Below are 20,163 nucleotides of genomic sequence, written 5' to 3' on the forward strand. Positions count from 1 at the left end.
AAAATGATTATTTTCCCGTTGTAAGGACATTTTAAAACGTTCAAAAAATCCTTGCAGCCATTAACTACAAGGACATCATCATTTAACTTTGATACATTTTTCACAAAAATAGCTAAAAAATTAAAGCCTTACGCATTCTAATTCAAGCCCTTGGGCATCATTTTTCATAGCAACTTGATATGCGGTAGTCAATGTTTCCATCGTCGCAGGATCTAAAGCCAATTTCATGAAAGTCGGCAGGTCCATTTTCTCTACATCCGCTTCTTGTTGCGTAACTATCGGCTGCATCATTTCAGCAAAGCCGCCTGTGATTGAAATATTTGGTTTCTCGCAACGAATAGCATCTCTTAACTCCATCGGATTCGCAACTACTTTTTTCATTCCCGTCACCTCTTCTTTTTTTGATGATAGCACAGCATTTATCAGAAATCAATCATTTTGTGAAATAAAACACAAATTTTCTTTTGGCCTTTTCTGTTATACTTTTAAAAAAGGAGCGAAATGAATGAACAATAATTCGCAAAAAAAACAACGCGGATGGGTTGAAAAAAGTGAACTATCTGCTTACAAAAATAAATCTATCAACGAGTTATCCAACTTGCTTTTTTCCGAAAATGCCGGCGAACGTACCATCGCCGCCAAGCTGATCCCACTCACTTGTGAAGTATCAGACATTTTATTAAACAGGCTAAAAACCGAGCCGGCACTTTACACTCGACTGGCGTTAACTGAAAAACTAGAAAGCGGCGATCAATCGACGGCTCTGCGAATGATTGATTTTCTCGCAACCATCGGTGATAACCAGCACCGTAAACCGATAGCTCCCTCAAAAAAGAAATCCTTTCCCTTGCCGAGAGATCTGATGGCTCGTTCATTGGGACGAATGAGACCAGAAATTTTTCCTACATTATTGGCAGCCGCAGAACAGCTGCCGTCCTCACAATTAAGTGAGCTGATCGACGCGATCGGTTATATGGCCTTTTATCATCCGGCATTAGCAACTACAGAAAACTATCAGCGGCTTTTACAAATAAAAAAAGCCCACAGCAATGAACCGCTGATCCAATGGAAATTCCTGATTTGTTTCTCTGCTTTTCCGCAAAGTACCGAACTATTACAGCAGGAAGAACAATTTACAGAGGAAGCACAGCGTTCATTGAAGCTGCTGGCATTAAAAAAGGATTGAGCACTCGCTCAATCCTTTTAATTCGTATAATACTGAATGATCTGACACAGGGCTTCGGTGGCACCGATTCCGCTTTTTTCATCGTAATAATTAGTAAAGCGTTCATCAGCCAAATAGAGTTCGCTCAAATTCTTGTGCGCTTCCGCTGTGTATTTTTTCCAACTGAATTGCAGCCACAATCGGTGTAAGCCGAAGATTTCTTCTGCTAATGTGCTGGGTAATTCGCCGGCCTCTAAATATTCCGTCAGTTTCTTGAATAATGTCGCTTCGACTTCTTCCATTTTTAGATAGTCCCGCTCGCTCATCTCCAGCCATTTTTGATTCGAGTCCTCGACTGTATCTTCTCCGTACTTTTCGCGAATCTCTTCGCCATAGGTTTCTTCATTTTCTAGTAAAGCTTTCTGTTTGAAGGCTTCAAATTTTTCTTCTGTGGTCATTTCGATTTCTCCTTTATAATATAGCAATGTCTGGTCGAGAACTTTCAACAGATCATCCAATTCTTTGCGTTTTTTTACCATTTCAGCTCTCTGCCCAAGCAGAGTTTGCTGGATTTTTTCGGCTGGTCGTTCAAGTAATTCCCTGATGGTTTTCAAAGGGACACCAAATGAGCGGTATAATAAAATTTGCTGCAGGCGGTCGACTTCTTTTTCGGTATACATCCGATAACCGGCAGCGCTTAAAAAAGCTGGCTTCAGTAACTCACGTTCATCATAAAACCTCAACGTTCGCGTGCTCACCCCGGAAAGCTCGGCGATTTGTTTAATTGTATAGTTCATCTTTTTCCTTCTATCTTCTATTGAATAATTTGTTTATGACCCTCGACAAAAACAGCTTACACCTTGACGCAGCGTAAAGGTCAAGAAAAAAATTGCTAGTATTTATTTAACCACCATCACATTACAGGGTGCATTATTAACGACATAATCGGTGGTTGAGCCTACTAACCTGCGCTCGATCGCGCCTTTTCCGGTAGCCCCCATGTAGATCAGATCGATCTTGTAGGTTTCCGGCAAATCAAAACAAAGCGCCTTTTTAGGATTTCCGATGCAGGTCACCATTTGCTTATTATAGTAATCGATTCCGGCAACCTCTTCTTCAAGTAATTTGATCGCGGCCTTTTTTTCTTCTTCAATGATCTGGGAAACCGGTGTCGCACTGTTGACCAGCATTCCCGAACTGTTCACAACTTGGGCGATATACAAGCGAGCATTGTTTCGGCGTGCCGTCTCAACAGCTTCCATCAACGCCTGATGTGCCTGCGGCGAGCCATCGACTGCAGCCAAAATATTATAATAGCGTTCTTTCATTGCGTCTTCCCCCTTTGATTGCTTTCTTTCAGTATAGCAAGTCAAAAATGATTTGTAAGCCTTCTCTTGATTCAAAAGCTTTTTACATCAATATTAAAAATGGGTTTAACTTTTTGAAATGCAGCAAAAAACCACTTCGAAATGGCTCGAAGTGGCTTGATAGCTTAATTCTTTTCTAAATAAAGTGATTGCTGATCAGACTCTTGATAGATTTTTTTCAAATCCGACCAATCAATTTCGCGATTTTGATACCCATATGGATCATTGACATACACGATCTCTTTCTCACGATCAAAACCGGTGATCACTGCCGAATGAATCAACGGTGTCACGTAAATACTGCCTTGATCCGTCTCCCATAGCAGCCAATCATCATCAGTTGGTACTTGGAAATCTACCGTTGCAACGATCCAGACTGGTTTGCCGCTGGCTACGACATTGATAATTTTATTGAAAGAGTTTTTCTCACCAGCAACGACACGATAATCATCACCCACATACTCCCTCGCCAATTTCGCGATCGGTTCAACCGCCACGCCCATCGCCTCGTCCCCGCCAGTAATATCACCGACAAAACCTAAATGAGGATCCCCGTGATTTCCCGATTCTGTAAACAAAGGCTGATAGTCCAGCTCGTCGGCTAATTCGTTTTTACTCGTATCATAGCCATAATATTGCAACAGCATCGACAGCGACGTAACTTCACAGCCATTTTCCAATGCGTCCCCGTCGAATTGACTCTCTAAAGGAACATCCATTACTAGTTTATTTTTTTGCTGCGGTTGCTCGATTAAATCCGTGAGCCCATCTGTAAGCTCATTTTTATCTTTAACTAAATAAATCCCGCCGCCGATCACCGCAACGAAAATCAGCAGTATAATAATTCTTTTTTTCTTCATCTTCTCACCTAAATATTAATAGTCCAACGAGAAGTATACGGTCTTTTAAGAAATGCCTCAAAGAATAACCCTTGGCTTATCGGATTTTTAATGTTTGCTCTATTAAACAACAAGCATTAAGGATTTGCTAAGTTTTTTCACAGTTACGAACTTTTTGTTAGTAAACATTGAAAAACTGTGCTATATTAGCATTGGAATTTCGTTATCAACGTAATAGTTGCCTTTCGTAACACTAAGAAAGGAGAATGATTATGACATTCGATAACACAAACGTGCAATACCGTGTCACATTGAACACTGATTTGAATCTTTTTATCGTCTTCGACAAAAATGATCACAATCATGTAGCAACTGGCGTAACGATTGAAAAAGCGGTACAAGAATTGCAAAAAACGAAATAGGATTTCAGTTTGCCAGTTTTACTTCTTGCTTTAGCAAGTTAGTAAAATGGTATGCGCTACGACAATAAGATTCATTTTTCATGGTTTTTGGAAAAATGATTTCTTCTTTAAGAGTTAGCCCTGCTATGTACAAAAAAATGATTTCCTTAATACGAAATAGGATCTCAGTTCCACTCCGAGCTTTAGATCGGCTAGTGGGATGACATACGTGGTGAGAATAAGACTCATTTTTCTCGAAAAATGATTTCCTAAAAACGAAATAGGAGTGACTCCTCAATGACAGACGCGAGATTGCGTTAGAAGCACCTGCTGTGAATCCACGGTAGGTGCCTTTTTTGACTTTCTTAGCGCTCCTTGTTATGATCGATAAAACTTTTGCGGAGGTGTCGCTGATGACTACGTTTACCTATCCAATTGATGACCGCCTATCCCTTGCTTTTCCGCAACTCAATGCTGCGGAAAAATTGTTCTCCTTGATTGAATCGGATCGCCCACATATTGAAGCTTTTATAGCTGACATCGCTGAGACAAAAACACTTGAGGCTGAAAAAAATTTTGTTAAAATGAAATTGCACGGCTACGCAGAAGGTACGGATTACCTTTTCTTCATCGTCTATGACAAAATGATCTGCGGGTGTATCGACATCCACAATATTGACCAAAAAATCGGCAAAGGCGAGATCGGTTATTGGCTGCATTCTTCTTATACCAAACGCGGCATTGTTACAAAATGCGTTCAAGCGCTTTGCAGCCTGGCCTTCAAAGACTTTGGATTAAACAAGCTCTTGATCTTTGTTGATGTTGAAAATGCCCCCAGCAATCGCGTCGCTCAAAAAGCCGGCTTCACACTGACCAGCACCGAGCCGCAGGATGCTTTGCTTTTTTGCAAATTGCGTGATATGAACCACTACACATTACTAAAAGAACACTACAAAAAAGGATCTGACGAATAAATCGTCAAATCCTTTTTTTATCTTACAACCATCACATTGCAAGGGGCATGATTCACAATGTAGCCGCTGGTGGAACCAACCAATAAGCGTTGGAAACGCCCTTTCCCGGTAGCACCGACATAAATCAAATCGATGTCATACTGTTTGGGTAATTCTTCGGTCAACGCTTTTTTGGGATTTCCGATGTATTGAATAAGCTCCATATTTTGATAACGTCCCCGTTCAGCAAGCTTTTCTAAATATTGCTTTGCCCGCTGAGACTCTTCGGCCAAGATATCATCCATCGGCTGGGCGCTGCTCATTAAAATACTGGAATCATCGATTACCTGAACAACATACAATTTTGCTTCATTTCGCCGAGCTGCTCCGATCGCCTCAAAAAAAGCCCCTTCTGATTGATCCGATCCATCAACTGCGACCATAATATTCTTATATCTACTGATCATAATATCTGCTCCTTATTCATACGAATGAATTTATTTTTCTAAAGAAAAATAAGTCCGATGTTCATGCCGTATACCATTCCGCTAAACATCTTTTGCTTCGTATTATTTGTATTTAAAATCTATTTTTTGTTGACTGGATACTGCTAAAAGCGGAACTGGCATCCTTATTCATACGAATGAATTTATTTCTGTCTCTTATACACATCTAGATGTGTATAAGAGACAGCCGTATACCATTCCGCTAAACATCCTTTGCTTCGTATCGATTGTATTTTAAAGCTATTTTATGTTGACTGGATACTGCTAAAAGCGGAACTGGCATCCTTATTCATACGAATGAATTTATTTTTCGTGCTTACTATTTTAAATTACCGAATCACAGTTACGCTGCATGGTGCATGGTTTACTACGTAGGCTGCGGTTGAGCCGATTCGTGATAAGCTGATCTCGCCTTTTCCGGTGGCACCTAGATAGATCATGTCGACATCATTATCTTTGGCGAATTCAACGATCTTTTCTTTGGGACTGCCTAGATCAACAAACGGTTCAATATTCTCAAATTCTTTTCGAGACGCATCGTGAACTTTCTTCAACAAATCTTTTTCGACCTGTTCTTTTTCTGCCGCGTAAATTTTACTGAAAGAAAACGCGCTGGTGGAGAGTTCGCTGTCATTAATGATTGAAATAACATTCAGTTTAGCATCGTGACGTTTGGCTGCTTCAACGGCTTCCTCAAAAGCGTGTTCTGAATGTTCAGAGCCATCAACTGCGACTAAAAAATTTTTGTATTTATTAATCATTGGAACCGCCTCCTTTATTAAATTATAAAGGAAAATAAGCGATCTGTGAAACGAAACCAACTTTCTATTTTATAGCTGAGCCCAGTTTTATTCACAACCCTTCCTAGCAAACAACTCTCCTTGGTAAAAAAGAAAATTTTTTAGTGATTGCAAAACTTTTTGGGTTTTTGCTGTTTTTGGACGATTCAACCGCTTCTTCACCGCTTGCTATTCAATTTTTGACAGAATTCTGATATCCCATGAGCATTTTTCTTGTATCTATTTTTATAATCCGTTAAGGTTACAGTAGTTCATTTGTTTATCCGAGTTCCTTCCCAGAACTCCGGCCGTCGTTGCCCTGCGACGGCTTTTTTTTGAGCAAAAAATTTGCCAAGAAAGCCTTTTCCATTTATAGTAAGAAGCGGGTATTACCCATCCTTTATAGAATTTGTTTTTCACTTGCGGACCGTTGCCTTTTTGGCCGGTCTTTTTTGTTTTTTAGGAAGAAAAAATTCACCAGAACAGATTTATGAGGGAAATTCTCTTGATAACGGAAAATGAAAAAGCACCTTTTTATCTCTCGTAACTGTGTTAAACTGAGTACGTTGAACATTGTGTAATTGGAGGAACAAGGCATGTATAAAGCAAACTTAAAAAACATCCTCACCCGCAAGGAGGAACGTACGTTGGATCTTTCGCTGATCCCTCACGTCGGTGATACGTTGCAATTAAGAGAGCCGGATAAGTTTTTTCTGGTTCATGGGGTGACTCATATTATTGAAAGCGAGTCCAGCGAGTTCGAGATTTTTGTTGAACCGATCGACCGCACCTATTGGATGAATGAAATTTAACGAAAGCGAGGAATAAAAAATGATCGCACACAAAAGAGATGATCTCCATGTAGTTTAAAAAAATACAAATTACATGGAGGAATTACAATGAATAATATTTATGATAACGAAGAATTTTTTGAAAGCTATAGTCAGATGGCGCGCAGCCAGCAGGGTTTGGATGGTGCCGGAGAATGGCAGACGTTGAAGGACCTGCTGCCTGATTTTAAAGGAAAACGCGTACTCGATCTGGGCTGCGGTTATGGCTGGCACTGTCTTTATGCAGCAGAACACGGCGCCGCCTCGGTGGTAGGCGTGGATCTGTCGGAGAAGATGCTGGAGGTTGCACGTAAAAAGAATACCTTTAGTAATATCACTTACTTGCAAGCCAGCATTGATGAGGTGACTTTTGATGCGGAGAGCTTTGATATCGTCATCAGCTCGTTAGCCATCCATTATATTGCGGACTTTGGCAAGCTGGCTAAAAACATCGCACAATGGCTGGTTCCTGAAGGGCAATTGATTTTTTCGGTAGAACATCCGATCTTCACCGCAGAAGGTTCGCAGGATTGGTCTTATGACGAAGCTGGTAAAATCGCCCACTTTCCTGTCGATAATTATTTCTACGAAGGCAAGCGCACCGCCCACTTTCTCGGCAGCGAGGTGACAAAATATCACCGCACGTTGACCACTTATTTGGATAATTTGTTAACGAACGGCTTTCAAATCAAACGCATCGTCGAACCGATGCCGCCTGAGAATATGCTGGATATTCCGGGTATGCAGGACGAAATGCGGCGGCCGATGATGCTGATTGTGAAGGCGGAGAAAAGTTAAAAATGTAAAAAATCCCTGAAGAATGATTGAAAGTCTTCAGGGATTTCTTTTGCTATTTATTTGAGTAGTACTTAAATTCTACAAGATCCGTCGTCGCTTCTAAAGCTAGGACTCGATAAGCATCATTATAGAAACGTTCTTCTGTTGTATTGTTTCCATATAATCGAACCAATACCCGACATTCATTTAACAATGTATTGTCTTTAATATACATCCTTTTATTTCCATTTAACAAATATGCATCATAAGTTTGCGAATTAATTTTTTGCTGCTTCCAATAAATATACATCTCTATCTCTCCTTCTTTTTCTGGATTCTCTCCTGAACCACTACCTGTATTTTTCAATCGATAATATTCAATAGGCTCGTATCCCATATAGCCTCCATCTGCTGGAGTGGTATAAATACCATTTTTTCCATAGGAACAATGGATAATTGTTTTGTTATCAATAAAAATCCCTGTGTGCCCATCATTTGCCCAATATTTCGACAAAAAGATATCGCCTTTTCGACATTCTGAACGAGCAATTTTTGTAGCAATCGGTGGGAGTGTTGTATCATGTAATGAACCTGTCCATCCCATAGTACCGGATGGAATAAATCCTCCAGCTATCAATGAAAAATAAACCGCCGAACTACAGTCGTAACTATTCGGACCTAAGCGATTAGGCTGACTATATTTTACTTTTCCCTCACGATCCTTCATCCATTGAATCATTTTGTTTATATCGCCCATTTTTTCACCTCTGTTCTATTCCAATTTTTCATTTAATTGCGCTTTATTTTGCACCTTCTGTAACGATCATCATAATCGGTGCAAAACTTACTCTTGTCGCCAAAATTTGTGTCAAATCCTCATCCCTGTTCGCCCATTCTTTCATTTATATGATTGACCGTTGTTTCGATTCTCTCGACTTGCTTGAGTGATTCTGTCAAATCATCGATGGTGTTTAAATAGCGTTCTTCCCGTGCATTGTTCTGCTTCATCACCCAGACTAAGAGAAAGACAAAAAGCACTGGAAATCCGATGCTTTCAGGATTATTGAGGAATGTTGAAATAAAATTATCCATGCTTCACCAGCTTTCCTGAATTTTTACTGACCTGTTAGATAATTCAGAAGAACAAATTGCACGCCTTTTCGTAAGTCTCTGTTGATGCTGAAAAACTAACTATTAACCATCTGAAAATAGGAAAATCCTCTGCCAAAAAATCCTTCCGAACTATCTAATTTTCTGCTTTCACTCCACCACAAACATTTCTCATGTTTTCCCGCCCAATTTCAAAACAAATACTCGCTTACTCATCCGTTTCATTCCTTTCTGTTTGATCTATCTACACTATATACGAACTTATGTTCGCTTTGTTGCCAAAAAAAAAGACATCAGATTCCTAGATGTTCGGCTAACTCTTCAAAAAAAGCATCCCGCAGGCGCATTACTTGCCGCTTGCTTAAAAAGACCTGGTCCGCCACTAGATCAAGATTGACCTTCTGGTTGTTCATCATATAAAGCAGCTCGATGATATCTTTTGTTTCCGCTGTCGCATTTTCTAAGCACATGGTGATGATCTTTTGATTTCGTTCCAAGTTGACCAGCTGCCGATCTAAAGAAATGGAGATCAACAGTCTTTTATTTTTTGTATCCATATTCGCCTGTTGACGCGTCCGCTTATTATGCAAAAGCAGCTTTTCTTTTCTTTCTAAGTAGTAATCCTCCATGTTGGGATAATCGCGCAGGATTCCTTTCAAATAGTCTTTCTTCCATTTTTCCATCGTCTTTCCTCCTTAAAATAACTATCGTTAGAAGTCGCTGGGAAATAGTAAATTATTTTTAATACTAAATTCCCTTTAAAACGGACTCAAAATCTTTTTTGTAGATTAATGGTAATACATTTCGCGTACTATGTAAATTGTTTTGTCGACATATCGTCTGTTTTTTCTGGAAATTGTTAGACGATTCATGTTACTATGGTCTCGAAGGGAGTGTCATTATGTTTGCACAACAATTAAAAAAGCTGAGAAAAAAAACACCTCACCTTACCCAGTTGGAGATGGCAAAAAAGCTGGGGATCGCGAAAACGACTTACGCTTCCTATGAACAAGGAAAACGAACGCCTGATATCGAGACGCAAAATAAAATCGCGGATTTTTTTAATGTCTCTTTGGACTACTTGCATGGCCGGGAGCAAAAAAATGCTTTTTCGGCCAAACAGATGACCGTGGCCGCCCATATTGATGATGAAGTGACCGAAGAACAAATGGAAGATATTCTGAATTATATTGATTTCATTAAACAGAAACACGCAAAGAAGGATTAATCGAATGGATAAAGCAGAAAAACTAATGGCTCATTTTCAAGGAATCAATTATATTTTTGATCCATCCATGCCCGATGGTCAAAAGGGGTTATATATCGATAATCATGTTTACTTGAACCCGCGCCAAACTTCTGAAGAATTAACCGATACGATCGCAGAAGAAATCGCCCATTATCTAACAAGCTCCGGCGACATCACGCAGCAGGACACCCATGAAAAACGCAAGCAAGAACAAAAAGCCCGTGATGTTGGCGCTACTCTAGTCGTCACGCCGCAAGACATCATTGACTGTCACAAAGAACGTTTTTCCACGGTTTGGGAATGTGCCGATTATTTAGGGATCAGTAAGGAGTCTTTGGAGCATGCGGTCAAGGTCTATGCCCGGATGTATGGCGAAGGACTTTCTTACAAAAACTACCGGATTCTTTTTCGCGCAGATGGAACGATCGGTGTCTTTGAATTTTTTGATGAGTAAAAAAACGGCCCTCAGCGTGTGCTGAAGGCCGTTCGTTTTATCTATTTATTTAGACCATTAAAAATTGGTCTCAGGATCGACTAGTTCACCATAACTAATGACCGTCGTAAAATCAATGAAATCTTCTGTTTCACTTTTGATGATTTTGACGATCGCTGAATTGTTCAGTTTATTCTTTACAATTCCTAGTTGTGTTTCCTTTTTATATTCGAAAAATACTTCTTGCCCGATCGAGAAGCGCTCCCCTAAAAATGAGGGGGTTGGAGATTTGAATCCATAGGTGTTCGCCATTTGAATATCCTCCTTCAAATATTATAAAAAAAGAAGATCGTTTCCGATCTCCTTAGTCATCCATCAATAGATTAATCTTAGTCTTTTGTGATGTTTGAAGCTTGTAAGCCGCGTTGGCCTTCTTCAACATCGAAAGTCACTGCTTGACCTTCGTCTAAAGATTTGAATCCGTCGCCTTGGATAGCTGAGAAATGTGCGAAAACATCATTTCCGTCTTCTCCAGTGATGAAACCAAAACCTTTGTCTGCATTAAACCATTTTACTGTACCTTTATTCATAGAAAGTACCTCCAATTACACATCAACTGTGTTTATTTTGTTGTAATAAAAAATGACGTGTAATAAAAAAGTATCTTAAAATTCTTAGATAACCACCTAGTCACATATCAAAGTATTACTTAGTTACCATAACATGGCGGAACGAAGAAAGCAAATAAACATGAACATTTACGCAGTCCTTTGCTTATAATATTAAGTTTCGCGTCATTTCCTTAATAACTCCAATTAACCCTTGTATTCTCAATTCTTTTCATATTAACAAAACCGAGACGTTTATTGATCCTTTTCGACGTTAAACACGAACATTTAAAAAAGCCCCTTCACCAACGATGAAGGGGCGGAATTTCGTTATTCGTCAAATTGATACAGGGCAGTCGATAAATAGCGTTCTCCGTTATCTGGAACGATCGCCAAAACCTTTTTGTCCGGTCCTAATTCTTGTGCTACTTGAAGTGCAGAATGGATCGCTGCACCTGCAGATATTCCGACTAATATGCCCTCTTTTGCGGCAGCTTCCCGCGCAGTTTGCAGGGCTGTTTCGCTGGCAACGGAAAGGACTTGATCATAGATCGTGGTGTCCAGTATTTCTGGAACAAAACCGGCACCGATTCCTTGGATTTTATGAGGAGAGTGGGCGCCGCCTTTTAAAACAGGCGATTCTTCCGGTTCTACTGCGTAAATCTTTAGATCAGGATAGGCTTCCTTCAATTTTTGACCGGCACCCGTGATCGTTCCGCCGGTCCCGACACCTGCGATAAAAGCGTCTAAACCGCCTGTCCCAAAAGCTGCTTGAATTTCTTTCGCCGTCGTTTCTCGGTGGATCGCCGAATTTGCCGGGTTGTTGAACTGCAGCGGCATAAAGTAGCCGTCTTGACTGGCTAGCTCGCTAGCTTTTGCGATCGCCCCCTTCATCCCTTCTGCGCCGGGTGTCAGGATCAGCGTTGCACCGTATGCTTGAATAAGTTTTCTTCGTTCAATACTCATCGTATCCGGCATCACGATAATGACTGGATAGCCTTTGGCAGCACCGACCATGGCTAAACCTACTCCAGTGTTCCCGCTAGTTGGTTCCACAATCGTATTTCCCGGCTTTAATTCTCCCGCCTTTTCCGCTGTTTCGATCATATGCAAAGCGATCCGATCCTTCACACTGCCGCCGGGATTAAAAAACTCCAGCTTGACATAAACCTCCGCGCTGTTTTCCGGTATCAGTGTATTCAGCTTCACGATTGGCGTTTCTCCGATTAACTCTAAAATGGATGAATAAGTTTTTCCCATATTGATGTCCTCCTGCTTGTTTTTCAGTACATCAACTATACCTGTTACCGATCCGTCTTAGCTAATTGCGCTTTTTTATGGCTGGTCATTGGTTTTAGCTATGGGTGCTTATTTTGACAATCACACAAAAAGAGCCCAACCATTTGCTTATAAATGGTTGAGCTCCTCGTTAAATTTCACTAACTGTCGAATCTTCTGCTGCTAACTCATTTGCGGCAGCTTCTTCTTGAACTGCTTGATTATCTAAGGCTTTAAAAAATGGGAAATAGATGGCCATTGAAAGCACTGCCGCAATAATTTCGTAAATACCAAAGGATAAACTTCCCTGCACGATCCCATGAACTAGCGGCGGTAATGATCCGGCGCCTAAGATTCCGATTGGAGCAGTAATGATTCCAAAAGAGATCAACAGATACCCCAGCGAAACGATCACTAAAGGAGTTAATAGAAATGGAATCAGCAGCATCACATTTAACATCAGCGGCATCCCGAAAATCACCGGTTCATTGACTCCGAATAATCCGCTGGGGAAAACAATTTTGGAAAAGGCGCGATAACGTTTGCTCTTTGAAAAGAAAAACATATTCGCCACTAAACCGATCGTAGCTCCGCTTCCTCCTAGACAGGCCAGATCATAAAGACCAAAATTAATGACATGCGGGATCGCTTCGCCGGCGGAGACAGCCTCGGTATTTCCTGCGAGGTAGCCCAAAAAGATCGGCATCAAAATCGGCAAAACGGTCATTGATCCGTGAATCCCAAAGAACCACAGCAGGTTAGAAATCAAAATCAGAACTAAGAATGCTGGCAAGGTTGCGGTCAACGACTGCAGCGGCTGTTGAAGCAAGGTATAAATAAAGTCCGTCGCTGTTTCAAAGCTGGTCAGACTAAATAACAGCTTGATTAATCCAAAAATCAAAACAATCGCAACCGCCGGAATTAAAGACGTAAAGGACTTGGTGACCATCTCAGGCACACCCTGCGGCATACGGATCGTAAAGTTCTTCTTAACAAAAAATCGCATCACTTGAATCGTCAACAGTGAGACAAAGATCGCAACAAAGACACCTTTAGCTCCTAAATAGCTGGTATTCAGATAGGCTAAACGCTCTTCTGGCACATCCGTCAACGGACTAAGCATCAAAAAGCTGACAAGTGAGATCAAACCTGTTCCTAATGCATGCTCTTTTATCTTGAAAATATCTGCGCCGCAATACGCGATACTAAAGGCCATATACATCCCCAACAAATCAATGGTAAAATCCGGGATATAATTTAGCAGTGTCCCTAATTGTGTACTAGTCAAGAAATCTTGATAAGGTCCCCAGCTGAAACTAGCGATCACCGTAAAAATCGAGCCTACCATAATAACACCCAGCAGCGCCATCGACCCTGTGCTGACACTCTTTAAGTAACGATTTTCAGAGATTTTATTTGCGACAGGGATAAATCGTTTTTCCATGAAATCAATAAAAGTATTCATTCTTCTCGCTCCTTATTTATTCGACTGAATTCGGTTTTTATACCAGAAATAGCTTTCCTTCGGGATTCGACGACAGTCCTTTACGTCTTCATCCGTTCGATCAACATACACCAATCCGTAGCGTTTTTTAAAGCCTTGATGGGAACTAACCAAATCAAGCAGCGACCAAGGGCAATAGCCAAAGACCGGATACCCCTCCTCCACCAAACGTTCGCACTGCTTGATGTGCTGTTCGAGATAGTCGATTCGATAATGATCGGAGACCGTTTCTCCTTCTAAAACATCCGAATAGGCCAACCCGTTTTCGGTCACCACCATCGGAAGTCCGTAACGCTCATAAATATCCCGCATCCCGATGTATAAGCCCTCTGGATCGATCCCAAACTCCATCCATTGGGTCTTGGTCAAATGGGGGTTATTTCCCAAAGTAAATAATTCATTCCGATAAAACGGCGGCAGCTTACTGTTATCTTCACCGTCAGCTAATGCCCGCACACAGGTACTGCAATAATAATTGATCCCAACAAAGTCCGGCCGATTATTCTTTAGCACCGCGGCATCCTCTTCCTCGGATTCAGGATACCAGCCTTTGTTCTTTAAATAATTGCTGTAGCTAGTTGGATATCTGCCAAAAACCGACATATCCAAAAAACAATTCTGCAAAAAATCCTGTGCATTTCGTGCGGCTAAAATATCATTGGGTGCTGGTGTTTCCGGATACACTACCTGCATTGAACAAATCGGACCGATCTTTCCATCTTTTACGATTTTACGAAAGACTTCGATTGTCTTTTTCTCGGCAAGGGACATGTGATAGCTCATTTGATACACGTGTTTCATTTTCAGCTCTGGATTCGTTTCGTGATTTCCGTTTAAATCGGTTGCCGCGCTGGCAATCAGCTGTTCATTGATCGTGCCCCAATATTTTACCCGATCACCAAAATGACGAAAACAGATTTCCGCGTATTTTACGAACTGCTCCACACATTGCCGCGATTGCCACCCGGCAAAATCCTCGACAAAGCGCTGCGGCATTTCGAAATGATACAGCGTCGGAAATGGTGTAATGCCATTTTCTAAACAAAGATCGATCAGCTGATTATAAAAAGCGATCCCTGTTGGATTTTCCTCGTAGCCATCCCCCATGATACGAGTCCAATTAAAGGAAAAGCGATAAAGCGTGATCCCTAATTCCTTCATCAAAAGAACATCTTCTTTCAGATGATGGTATTGATCAGAGGCCACCTTTGAATCCGCTACGCCTGCGGGTACTTTTCGGACATCCGTCGTAGCGACACCTTTGCCGCCTTCGCCATATCCTCCTTCCACTTGGAATGCCGAGGTGGAGGCTCCCCAATAAAAACTTTTTTTCTCCATATGTGCATCGCTCCTTCCTATTACCTAAACAATAGCACGGAAGCGATTCCATTCACGACGACAAAACAAAGCCCCTAGTTTCAAAACTAGAGGCTTTGTTTCAAAATATGAAACTTCAGGCTAAATAAATCGTTCGCATATAATAAAACAGCAAAAGCTCCATTATATAAAGAACCGACAGTCGTCCTTCTGTGTTTTCATTGCGTTCCCCGCAGAGGATCACCTGATCTGCGCTGCGTTCAATCATCGGCGAACTCTTAAACGTAAAGACAATGATATGGACGTCCTTCTTTTTCAAGGCCGCAATCACTTTTTCGTTGAAATAGAAAAAGCCGCCTTCCATCGAAAAAATCAGCGCTAAGCTGTTAGGCTGGATTCTTTCAATCGCCGCCAATTGATCATCCACAGTAAACCCGTTATGAACACGTTTATCCATCATAGCCATGCGACTTTGGAAGTGCTGGCTCATAAACGAAGCAAATTCTAAGCCGAAAACCACCACATCAGAAGCTGTATGAATCCTCTCAGCCACTTCCTTCAGCTCAGACTCCGAAAGATGCTCTTGGCAATAAGTCAAATTGCGGTGCAGATTCTCAGTGAATTCGGCAATAAAAGAACTCTCCGGTGCCGGGTCCGTTGCCGTATATTTCTTGTCATAATCATGAGTAATTCCTATCTCGGCTTCACAGGCGGATTTAAATTCGGTATATGTCGCAAATCCTAACAAACGAATAAACCGTGAGATCGCCGCGGTGGAAACAAAACATTTTTCACTCAGCTGATAAATGGTTAATTGGGGAATCTCATCAAAGTTATCCAACACGATCTGGGCAATAAAATAATTGTTGTCCTGCTTTTTTTGATTATTGATATAACGAAGTAAAATACTCCTTACTGGATTCCCTAGCTCCATCGTCCTCACCCCATTCTTATGGTCAATTTCCTTTAAAGTATATAATGAAAAAAGAATCCATTCAATGGTTCGCCAAATCCGCTGCGGGTCGTGTGAAAGCTGATGGCTTCTATTTTTGCAGATAAAAGCAGCTTCATTCACATTGCGCAAACTTGGTTACATCACTTTCTCCGGCAATAATCGACATACCCAAAGGCAAATGCTTCGATCAACAGGAAGAATGAGGACGAGGTTTGCAGCCACCAATCGGTTGGATTGGGGCTCCGGCTGCTGGAGGCGTACAGTGAATAATCTGCTCGGCCGGATAATAAGTTGTTCTGCATGTTCGTGATCGAGACGATGGTGGAGCGATGGGTGGATAGGACGTTCAATACATTAAAGAGGTGCTGGTTCTCACCCGATAATGACAGCACAAAAATCAAATCCTCGGCGGTGATCTTTTCCACGATGCGTTTGAACTCATTCGATTGGGAAGAGGCGGGAATCATTTGTGCCGGCTTGCCAATCAGCAGCAGCAGACGCTGTAATTCGGCTGCTTGGTTCTGCTGGGTGACCCCTGTTCCTAATAAATAGACGTTGCGGCTGTTTTGCAGCGCGCGATAGATGTTTTCCCAATCGTTGTCTTTGAGATAGTTGATCGTTCGTTCCGCGTCGGAAAAAATTCTTTTTTTGAAGGTGGTCTCTTCCACGGCCTCATTGGGATTGTTTTGCCATTTTAAAAAATTCCGCAGCTCGCTGAAGCCGGTAAAGCCCAGCTTTTGTGTAAAGCGGATCACGGTTGATTTTGAGGAATGACAGATTTTGGCAAAATCATTGGTTCCCATCGTCGTCATTTCTTTAGGATGGGCATGGATGTATTGGACCATTTGCAGGTCGATCTCATTTAAATTGTCGTAATGCTGATTGACGATATCGGAAAAAAGCATAGTCATCCTCCTTAGCGTTTATTCTTATTTTACCTTACCGGAAAACGAATTCAAACGATGGCAAAACTGCCAAAATATACGTTAGAAAAAAAGTATCAACGATCGTTTCCAATCATTAATACTTTCATTGTAAAACTTATTTTAATTCCGGCCACCAAGTGCCATTGGCTTCGATCATTTCATCCAAGATTTGCTTCGCCACTGCCGCGGATGGAACGGTCTTAGAAAGCGTCATCGCCTGCCACAATTTTTGATACGATTGTTCTTCAAACGCATCGACGACTAATTTTTCAACGGCAACCTGTTGCTCAATCAGACCTTTTTGGAAATGCGGGATTTTCCCCATACACAATGGTTCATAGCCGCGCTTGCTGACGATACATGGGACCTCGACCATCGCGTCATCGTCTAAATTCGCGATCGCGCCTTCATTTTTAACGATCAAAAGCATTCGTTCATAGGTGTTGTAGGCCAAAGCGCCCGCTAATTGAACGATAAATTCCGCGTGTTCGCCTGCTTCGATCGTCGTGTCCTCCGCTGTTTGTGCTGCGGCGATTCTTTCGCATTCCGCAAAGACATTTTTCTCGCGATTATCCATCACTTCATTGGCTCGTGTGTAATTTGGATCGGCGTGAGCCACCACGTAATCAGGATAGAGGTAATATTTTAGGTAAGTGTTCGGTACAGTCGTGGGATCGACGGCATAAACATCCTTAGCCTTTTGGAAGGTATCCATCCAGCTGTTTTCTTCCAATAAAGGATTGCCTTCGCCTTTTGCCGCGGCATACCCGTATTTCGCCACATGCTCTTTTAATTTCGGCATTAGATCATTGCCCTGCTTGTCGGTCAGTTCTGTCCACCAGCCAAAATGGTTCAAGCCGTAATAACGATCGATGATCTCACTTTCGCTTTCTAAACCGACGATATCTGCGATGGATTTTTTGATCGCCACAGGCATGTCGCAAATATTGATGATCTTCGCCTTCGGACGCATTCTGCGGGTCGCTTCCGCTACGATCGCGGCTGGATTCGAATAGTTCAGCATCCAAGCATCCGGCGAATATTTTTCCATATAGTCGATCAATTCCACCACGCCCGGAATAGAGCGCATCCCGTAAGCCATCCCGCCAGGTCCGCAGGTTTCTTGTCCAACGACGCCATATTTTAACGGAATTTTTTCATCCTGCTCCCGCATCGACAGACCGCCTACACGAATATGGGCCATCACAAAGTCGATATCAGTAAAAGCTTCTTCGGGATCGGTTGTTGCTAAAAATTCGATTTCCGGTGCGCGTTCTTTGACGATTACCTCGCAGGCTTTGGCGACAATGCTTTGACGTTCTTCGTCATTGTCGTAAAATTTTAGTTTGCGCAAAGGAAATTTGTCCTGATTTTCAATAAGCATCATGACGATTCCGGCAGTATAGGTACTTCCTCCGCCTGCGATTACAACTGACTGTTTTTCCAACTTCATTCTTCTCTTCCTTTCAAAATAAACCACAATTTTATGCTTCGCTCATGCCTAATCGCTCGCAAATATCATCCTTGAAGCCTTGGACGCCCATGCCGATGATGACTTGGACATTCGTGCCATTTAGGACGACACCTTTTTGCTGCGAGATTTTTTCTAATTGCGCCGAATCTACTAATGCTTCATCTTTGACTGTCACCCGCAAGCGCGTGAAGCAGTTCGAAATGCTTTCGATATTTTCTTTTCCGCCAAGACCCGCGACAACGAAATCAAAGTCAGTGCTGCCGTCGAGAGCTATTCCTTCATTCGACGCATTCGCAAGAACAACTTCTTCTGCTAGCTCATCTTCCCGCCCTGGTGTTTTGATGTTTAGTTTGTTGATTAATAGGACGAAAACAAAATACCAGATGACCGACATGACGATACCAACGATAATCACTAAGTAAAATTTGGTGACTGAAGGACTGAAAACCGAGTTTGACACAACTGTGTCAATCAAACCGTACAACATATAAGTTCTGGCACCGATTCCCCAGAGAATCGTTTCTGAAACAGCCGTCATCAGACTGTGAACCAACCACAGTAACGGTGAGGCAAACAAGAAGGAGAAATCCAACGGTTCAGTGATCCCCGCCACCGCCGCAACAAACATTGAAGGCAGGATCATTCCTTTGACCTCTTCTTTACGCTGTTTTTTCGCACAGTGGATCAGGGCCAAAGACACCGCGATTGAGCCAAAGATCTTCACAAACCCAAAGGTCGCAAACCGTAAAGATGGATCTAAACTCGTGATCGAGCCCGCATTCGCCATTTCCGCATAAAAGATATTCGCCGCACCATTGTAGACCTGTCCGCCGATTTTCGCCGTCCCGCCCAGCGCAGTAAAACAAAATGGCATCCACAATAAATGATGCAGACCTGTCGGAATCAAGAAGCGATTTCCAAAGGAGTAAATGAACACACCTAGTAATCCAGTCGTCAAAATGAAGCCTGACAATGACGAGATCCAACTATTTACCACCGGCCAAATATAGCTCATGCCGATCGCGGTCACTAAAATAACCGGAATCAAAATCATGAAGGAAAAACGCGAACCGCCGTAAATACTCAGGAAGTCGACAAACTCCTTATCCGAAAAACGATTATGAATAAATGCCACGATACAACCAACCAGCATGCCTAAAAAGACATTCATATCGACAACCTGAAAGCCTAAAACAACCGCCTGTCCCGTTCCAAAAAGACCCATTTCACCGGCTTCCGCCAATTGATTCGTCAGGGTCAGCCACGCATTGTTCGCCGCTAAAAAGAATAAAAATGCGATTAATGAGATAAGAGCTGCCTCGACCTTCTTCTTTTTTGCTAATGATGCTGAGATGCCGACACAAAAGATCAGCGCCAAATTATTCAGCATACTGTCCATCATCGTTTTGATCAGTCCGCCGAAGGTCTGCAAGACACCCGGCATAAATTCTAATTGTAAAATAACAGATACTGCCAAGAACAACCCCATTACCGCCATGAACTTGACTGGAACGATCACTGCCCTAGAAAAGTCCTGCATCGTCTGAGAAAATTTACTTTTCATCATCTCTCTCCATTCGTTTTATTGAGTATACGTATCTCTTGACCTTAGACTACCAACTTATGAAATCCGTTACAATGCTTCTTTTATTCTTTGGACCGAGGTCCATCGGTAGAAACCGCAAAACAATT

The 20,163-nt window shown here is 41.9% G+C and carries 25 protein-coding genes; 7 read left to right on the forward strand and 18 right to left on the reverse strand.

The genetic code is table 11. The features are described from left to right. Positions 1-120: 120 nt before the first annotated feature. Positions 121-381 (reverse strand): hypothetical protein, encoded by a 261-nt coding sequence (locus A5875_RS20755; protein WP_088935466.1) that lies wholly within the window; start codon positions 379-381, stop codon positions 121-123. Between the two features lie 124 nt (positions 382-505). Here A5875_RS20755 and A5875_RS20760 point away from each other — a divergent pair, with 124 nt between their 5' ends. Next, positions 506-1,186: a hypothetical protein gene (locus A5875_RS20760; RefSeq protein ID WP_088935467.1), complete on the forward strand. Its 681-nt coding sequence runs from the start codon at positions 506-508 to the stop codon at positions 1,184-1,186. A gap of 17 nt (positions 1,187-1,203) precedes the next feature. On the opposite strand, the gene A5875_RS20765 is transcribed toward A5875_RS20760, so the two are convergent. The 3 genes from A5875_RS20765 to A5875_RS20775 form a co-directional block, all read right to left on the reverse strand. Continuing rightward, entirely contained in the window at positions 1,204-1,962 is a 759-nt protein-coding gene (locus A5875_RS20765) for a MerR family transcriptional regulator (protein WP_088935468.1), read from the reverse strand. A 102-nt stretch (positions 1,963-2,064) separates the two neighbouring features. Further along, positions 2,065-2,493: a universal stress protein gene (locus tag A5875_RS20770; RefSeq protein ID WP_088935469.1), complete on the reverse strand. Its 429-nt coding sequence runs from the start codon at positions 2,491-2,493 to the stop codon at positions 2,065-2,067. Between the two features lie 164 nt (positions 2,494-2,657). Then, positions 2,658-3,392 (reverse strand): C39 family peptidase, encoded by a 735-nt coding sequence (locus tag A5875_RS20775; protein ID WP_176244768.1) that lies wholly within the window; start codon positions 3,390-3,392, stop codon positions 2,658-2,660. 251 nt (positions 3,393-3,643) lie between these two features. Here A5875_RS20775 and A5875_RS23880 point away from each other — a divergent pair, with 251 nt between their 5' ends. Further along, the gene (locus A5875_RS23880; RefSeq protein ID WP_171004960.1) at positions 3,644-3,793 is read left to right on the forward strand and encodes a hypothetical protein; all 150 of its coding nucleotides are present in this window, start codon (positions 3,644-3,646) and stop codon (positions 3,791-3,793) included. Positions 3,794-4,128: 335 nt separating this feature from the next. Further along, a complete protein-coding gene (locus A5875_RS20780) occupies positions 4,129-4,746 on the forward strand; it encodes a GNAT family N-acetyltransferase (protein ID WP_254911915.1) in 618 nt (205 codons plus the stop codon). Between the two features lie 17 nt (positions 4,747-4,763). Here A5875_RS20780 and A5875_RS20785 read toward each other — a convergent pair whose 3' ends face one another. Beyond that, a complete protein-coding gene (locus A5875_RS20785) occupies positions 4,764-5,192 on the reverse strand; it encodes a universal stress protein (protein WP_088935471.1) in 429 nt (142 codons plus the stop codon). Positions 5,193-5,560: 368 nt separating this feature from the next. After that, on the reverse strand, positions 5,561-5,992 hold the full coding sequence (locus tag A5875_RS20790; protein ID WP_088935472.1) for a universal stress protein: 432 nt from the start codon (positions 5,990-5,992) through the stop codon (positions 5,561-5,563). Between the two features lie 614 nt (positions 5,993-6,606). Between A5875_RS20790 and A5875_RS20795 the strand changes: the two genes are divergently transcribed. Together A5875_RS20795 and A5875_RS20800 are read left to right on the forward strand one after the other, a co-directional pair. Continuing rightward, positions 6,607-6,822, forward strand: a complete 216-nt coding sequence (locus A5875_RS20795) for a hypothetical protein (protein ID WP_088935473.1) — start codon at positions 6,607-6,609, stop codon at positions 6,820-6,822. A gap of 87 nt (positions 6,823-6,909) precedes the next feature. After that, positions 6,910-7,638, forward strand: coding sequence for a class I SAM-dependent methyltransferase (locus A5875_RS20800; RefSeq protein ID WP_088935474.1), 729 nt, complete (start codon positions 6,910-6,912; stop codon positions 7,636-7,638). A gap of 52 nt (positions 7,639-7,690) precedes the next feature. On the opposite strand, the gene A5875_RS20805 is transcribed toward A5875_RS20800, so the two are convergent. From A5875_RS20805 to A5875_RS20815, 3 genes are all read right to left on the reverse strand, one after another. Then, positions 7,691-8,374, reverse strand: coding sequence for a peptidoglycan amidohydrolase family protein (locus tag A5875_RS20805; RefSeq protein ID WP_088935475.1), 684 nt, complete (start codon positions 8,372-8,374; stop codon positions 7,691-7,693). 119 nt (positions 8,375-8,493) lie between these two features. After that, positions 8,494-8,709, reverse strand: coding sequence for a BhlA/UviB family holin-like peptide (locus tag A5875_RS20810; RefSeq protein WP_088935476.1), 216 nt, complete (start codon positions 8,707-8,709; stop codon positions 8,494-8,496). Positions 8,710-9,020: 311 nt separating this feature from the next. Next, positions 9,021-9,410, reverse strand: coding sequence for a transcriptional regulator (locus A5875_RS20815; protein ID WP_088935477.1), 390 nt, complete (start codon positions 9,408-9,410; stop codon positions 9,021-9,023). A 218-nt stretch (positions 9,411-9,628) separates the two neighbouring features. Here A5875_RS20815 and A5875_RS20820 point away from each other — a divergent pair, with 218 nt between their 5' ends. Both A5875_RS20820 and A5875_RS20825 read left to right on the forward strand, forming a co-directional pair. Then, on the forward strand, positions 9,629-9,955 hold the full coding sequence (locus tag A5875_RS20820) for a helix-turn-helix domain-containing protein (protein ID WP_088935478.1): 327 nt from the start codon (positions 9,629-9,631) through the stop codon (positions 9,953-9,955). 4 nt (positions 9,956-9,959) lie between these two features. After that, the gene (locus tag A5875_RS20825) at positions 9,960-10,430 is read left to right on the forward strand and encodes an ImmA/IrrE family metallo-endopeptidase (RefSeq protein WP_088935479.1); all 471 of its coding nucleotides are present in this window, start codon (positions 9,960-9,962) and stop codon (positions 10,428-10,430) included. Between the two features lie 57 nt (positions 10,431-10,487). On the opposite strand, the gene A5875_RS20830 is transcribed toward A5875_RS20825, so the two are convergent. The 9 genes from A5875_RS20830 to A5875_RS20870 all read right to left on the reverse strand — a co-directional run bounded on the left by A5875_RS20830 (position 10,488) and on the right by A5875_RS20870 (position 20,035). After that, complete coding sequence (locus A5875_RS20830) at positions 10,488-10,721, reverse strand: hypothetical protein (RefSeq protein WP_088935480.1); 234 nt, start codon at positions 10,719-10,721, stop codon at positions 10,488-10,490. Between the two features lie 77 nt (positions 10,722-10,798). After that, positions 10,799-10,999: a cold-shock protein gene (locus A5875_RS20835; RefSeq protein ID WP_088935481.1), complete on the reverse strand. Its 201-nt coding sequence runs from the start codon at positions 10,997-10,999 to the stop codon at positions 10,799-10,801. A 348-nt stretch (positions 11,000-11,347) separates the two neighbouring features. Beyond that, positions 11,348-12,277 carry a cysteine synthase A gene (cysK, locus tag A5875_RS20840; protein WP_088935482.1) on the reverse strand — a complete coding sequence of 310 codons (930 nt, stop codon included), beginning with the start codon at positions 12,275-12,277 and terminating at the stop codon, positions 11,348-11,350. A gap of 169 nt (positions 12,278-12,446) precedes the next feature. Continuing rightward, positions 12,447-13,760, reverse strand: coding sequence for a PTS sugar transporter subunit IIC (locus tag A5875_RS20845; RefSeq protein WP_088935483.1), 1,314 nt, complete (start codon positions 13,758-13,760; stop codon positions 12,447-12,449). A gap of 12 nt (positions 13,761-13,772) precedes the next feature. Further along, entirely contained in the window at positions 13,773-15,137 is a 1,365-nt protein-coding gene (locus A5875_RS20850) for a glycoside hydrolase family 1 protein (RefSeq protein WP_088935484.1), read from the reverse strand. Positions 15,138-15,252: 115 nt separating this feature from the next. Further along, positions 15,253-16,050: a MurR/RpiR family transcriptional regulator gene (locus A5875_RS20855; RefSeq protein WP_088935485.1), complete on the reverse strand. Its 798-nt coding sequence runs from the start codon at positions 16,048-16,050 to the stop codon at positions 15,253-15,255. Between the two features lie 161 nt (positions 16,051-16,211). Then, complete coding sequence (locus A5875_RS20860) at positions 16,212-16,976, reverse strand: MurR/RpiR family transcriptional regulator (RefSeq protein WP_088935486.1); 765 nt, start codon at positions 16,974-16,976, stop codon at positions 16,212-16,214. Positions 16,977-17,112: 136 nt separating this feature from the next. Further along, positions 17,113-18,450: a 6-phospho-alpha-glucosidase gene (locus A5875_RS20865; RefSeq protein WP_088935487.1), complete on the reverse strand. Its 1,338-nt coding sequence runs from the start codon at positions 18,448-18,450 to the stop codon at positions 17,113-17,115. A gap of 31 nt (positions 18,451-18,481) precedes the next feature. Next, the gene (locus tag A5875_RS20870; RefSeq protein WP_088935488.1) at positions 18,482-20,035 is read right to left on the reverse strand and encodes a PTS transporter subunit EIIC; all 1,554 of its coding nucleotides are present in this window, start codon (positions 20,033-20,035) and stop codon (positions 18,482-18,484) included. Between the last annotated feature and the right edge of the window lie 128 nt (positions 20,036-20,163).

This window comes from Enterococcus sp. 3H8_DIV0648 (assembly GCF_002140655.1).
Classification (GTDB): Bacteria; Bacillota; Bacilli; order Lactobacillales; family Enterococcaceae; genus Enterococcus_A; species Enterococcus_A hulanensis.

What these genes read in the sequence shown, in the direction of transcription:
- cysK (WP_088935482.1), bottom strand. Translation starts at nt 12,277, where the DNA reads ATGGGAAAAACTTATTCATCCATTTTAGAGTTAATCGGAGAAACGCCA.
- A5875_RS20760 (WP_088935467.1), top strand. Translation starts at nt 506, where the DNA reads ATGAACAATAATTCGCAAAAAAAACAACGCGGATGGGTTGAAAAAAGT.
- A5875_RS20775 (WP_176244768.1), bottom strand. Translation starts at nt 3,392, where the DNA reads ATGAAGAAAAAAAGAATTATTATACTGCTGATTTTCGTTGCGGTGATC.
- A5875_RS20850 (WP_088935484.1), bottom strand. Translation starts at nt 15,137, where the DNA reads ATGGAGAAAAAAAGTTTTTATTGGGGAGCCTCCACCTCGGCATTCCAA.
- A5875_RS20815 (WP_088935477.1), bottom strand. Translation starts at nt 9,410, where the DNA reads ATGGAAAAATGGAAGAAAGACTATTTGAAAGGAATCCTGCGCGATTAT.
- A5875_RS20755 (WP_088935466.1), bottom strand. Translation starts at nt 381, where the DNA reads ATGAAAAAAGTAGTTGCGAATCCGATGGAGTTAAGAGATGCTATTCGT.
- A5875_RS20865 (WP_088935487.1), bottom strand. Translation starts at nt 18,450, where the DNA reads ATGAAGTTGGAAAAACAGTCAGTTGTAATCGCAGGCGGAGGAAGTACC.
- A5875_RS20835 (WP_088935481.1), bottom strand. Translation starts at nt 10,999, where the DNA reads ATGAATAAAGGTACAGTAAAATGGTTTAATGCAGACAAAGGTTTTGGT.
- A5875_RS20805 (WP_088935475.1), bottom strand. Translation starts at nt 8,374, where the DNA reads ATGGGCGATATAAACAAAATGATTCAATGGATGAAGGATCGTGAGGGA.
- A5875_RS20830 (WP_088935480.1), bottom strand. Translation starts at nt 10,721, where the DNA reads ATGGCGAACACCTATGGATTCAAATCTCCAACCCCCTCATTTTTAGGG.
- A5875_RS20770 (WP_088935469.1), bottom strand. Translation starts at nt 2,493, where the DNA reads ATGAAAGAACGCTATTATAATATTTTGGCTGCAGTCGATGGCTCGCCG.
- A5875_RS20765 (WP_088935468.1), bottom strand. Translation starts at nt 1,962, where the DNA reads ATGAACTATACAATTAAACAAATCGCCGAGCTTTCCGGGGTGAGCACG.
- A5875_RS20855 (WP_088935485.1), bottom strand. Translation starts at nt 16,050, where the DNA reads ATGGAGCTAGGGAATCCAGTAAGGAGTATTTTACTTCGTTATATCAAT.
- A5875_RS20790 (WP_088935472.1), bottom strand. Translation starts at nt 5,992, where the DNA reads ATGATTAATAAATACAAAAATTTTTTAGTCGCAGTTGATGGCTCTGAA.
- A5875_RS20845 (WP_088935483.1), bottom strand. Translation starts at nt 13,760, where the DNA reads ATGAATACTTTTATTGATTTCATGGAAAAACGATTTATCCCTGTCGCA.
- A5875_RS20870 (WP_088935488.1), bottom strand. Translation starts at nt 20,035, where the DNA reads ATGAAAAGTAAATTTTCTCAGACGATGCAGGACTTTTCTAGGGCAGTG.
- A5875_RS23880 (WP_171004960.1), top strand. Translation starts at nt 3,644, where the DNA reads ATGACATTCGATAACACAAACGTGCAATACCGTGTCACATTGAACACT.
- A5875_RS20795 (WP_088935473.1), top strand. Translation starts at nt 6,607, where the DNA reads ATGTATAAAGCAAACTTAAAAAACATCCTCACCCGCAAGGAGGAACGT.
- A5875_RS20800 (WP_088935474.1), top strand. Translation starts at nt 6,910, where the DNA reads ATGAATAATATTTATGATAACGAAGAATTTTTTGAAAGCTATAGTCAG.
- A5875_RS20860 (WP_088935486.1), bottom strand. Translation starts at nt 16,976, where the DNA reads ATGCTTTTTTCCGATATCGTCAATCAGCATTACGACAATTTAAATGAG.
- A5875_RS20810 (WP_088935476.1), bottom strand. Translation starts at nt 8,709, where the DNA reads ATGGATAATTTTATTTCAACATTCCTCAATAATCCTGAAAGCATCGGA.
- A5875_RS20820 (WP_088935478.1), top strand. Translation starts at nt 9,629, where the DNA reads ATGTTTGCACAACAATTAAAAAAGCTGAGAAAAAAAACACCTCACCTT.
- A5875_RS20825 (WP_088935479.1), top strand. Translation starts at nt 9,960, where the DNA reads ATGGATAAAGCAGAAAAACTAATGGCTCATTTTCAAGGAATCAATTAT.
- A5875_RS20785 (WP_088935471.1), bottom strand. Translation starts at nt 5,192, where the DNA reads ATGATCAGTAGATATAAGAATATTATGGTCGCAGTTGATGGATCGGAT.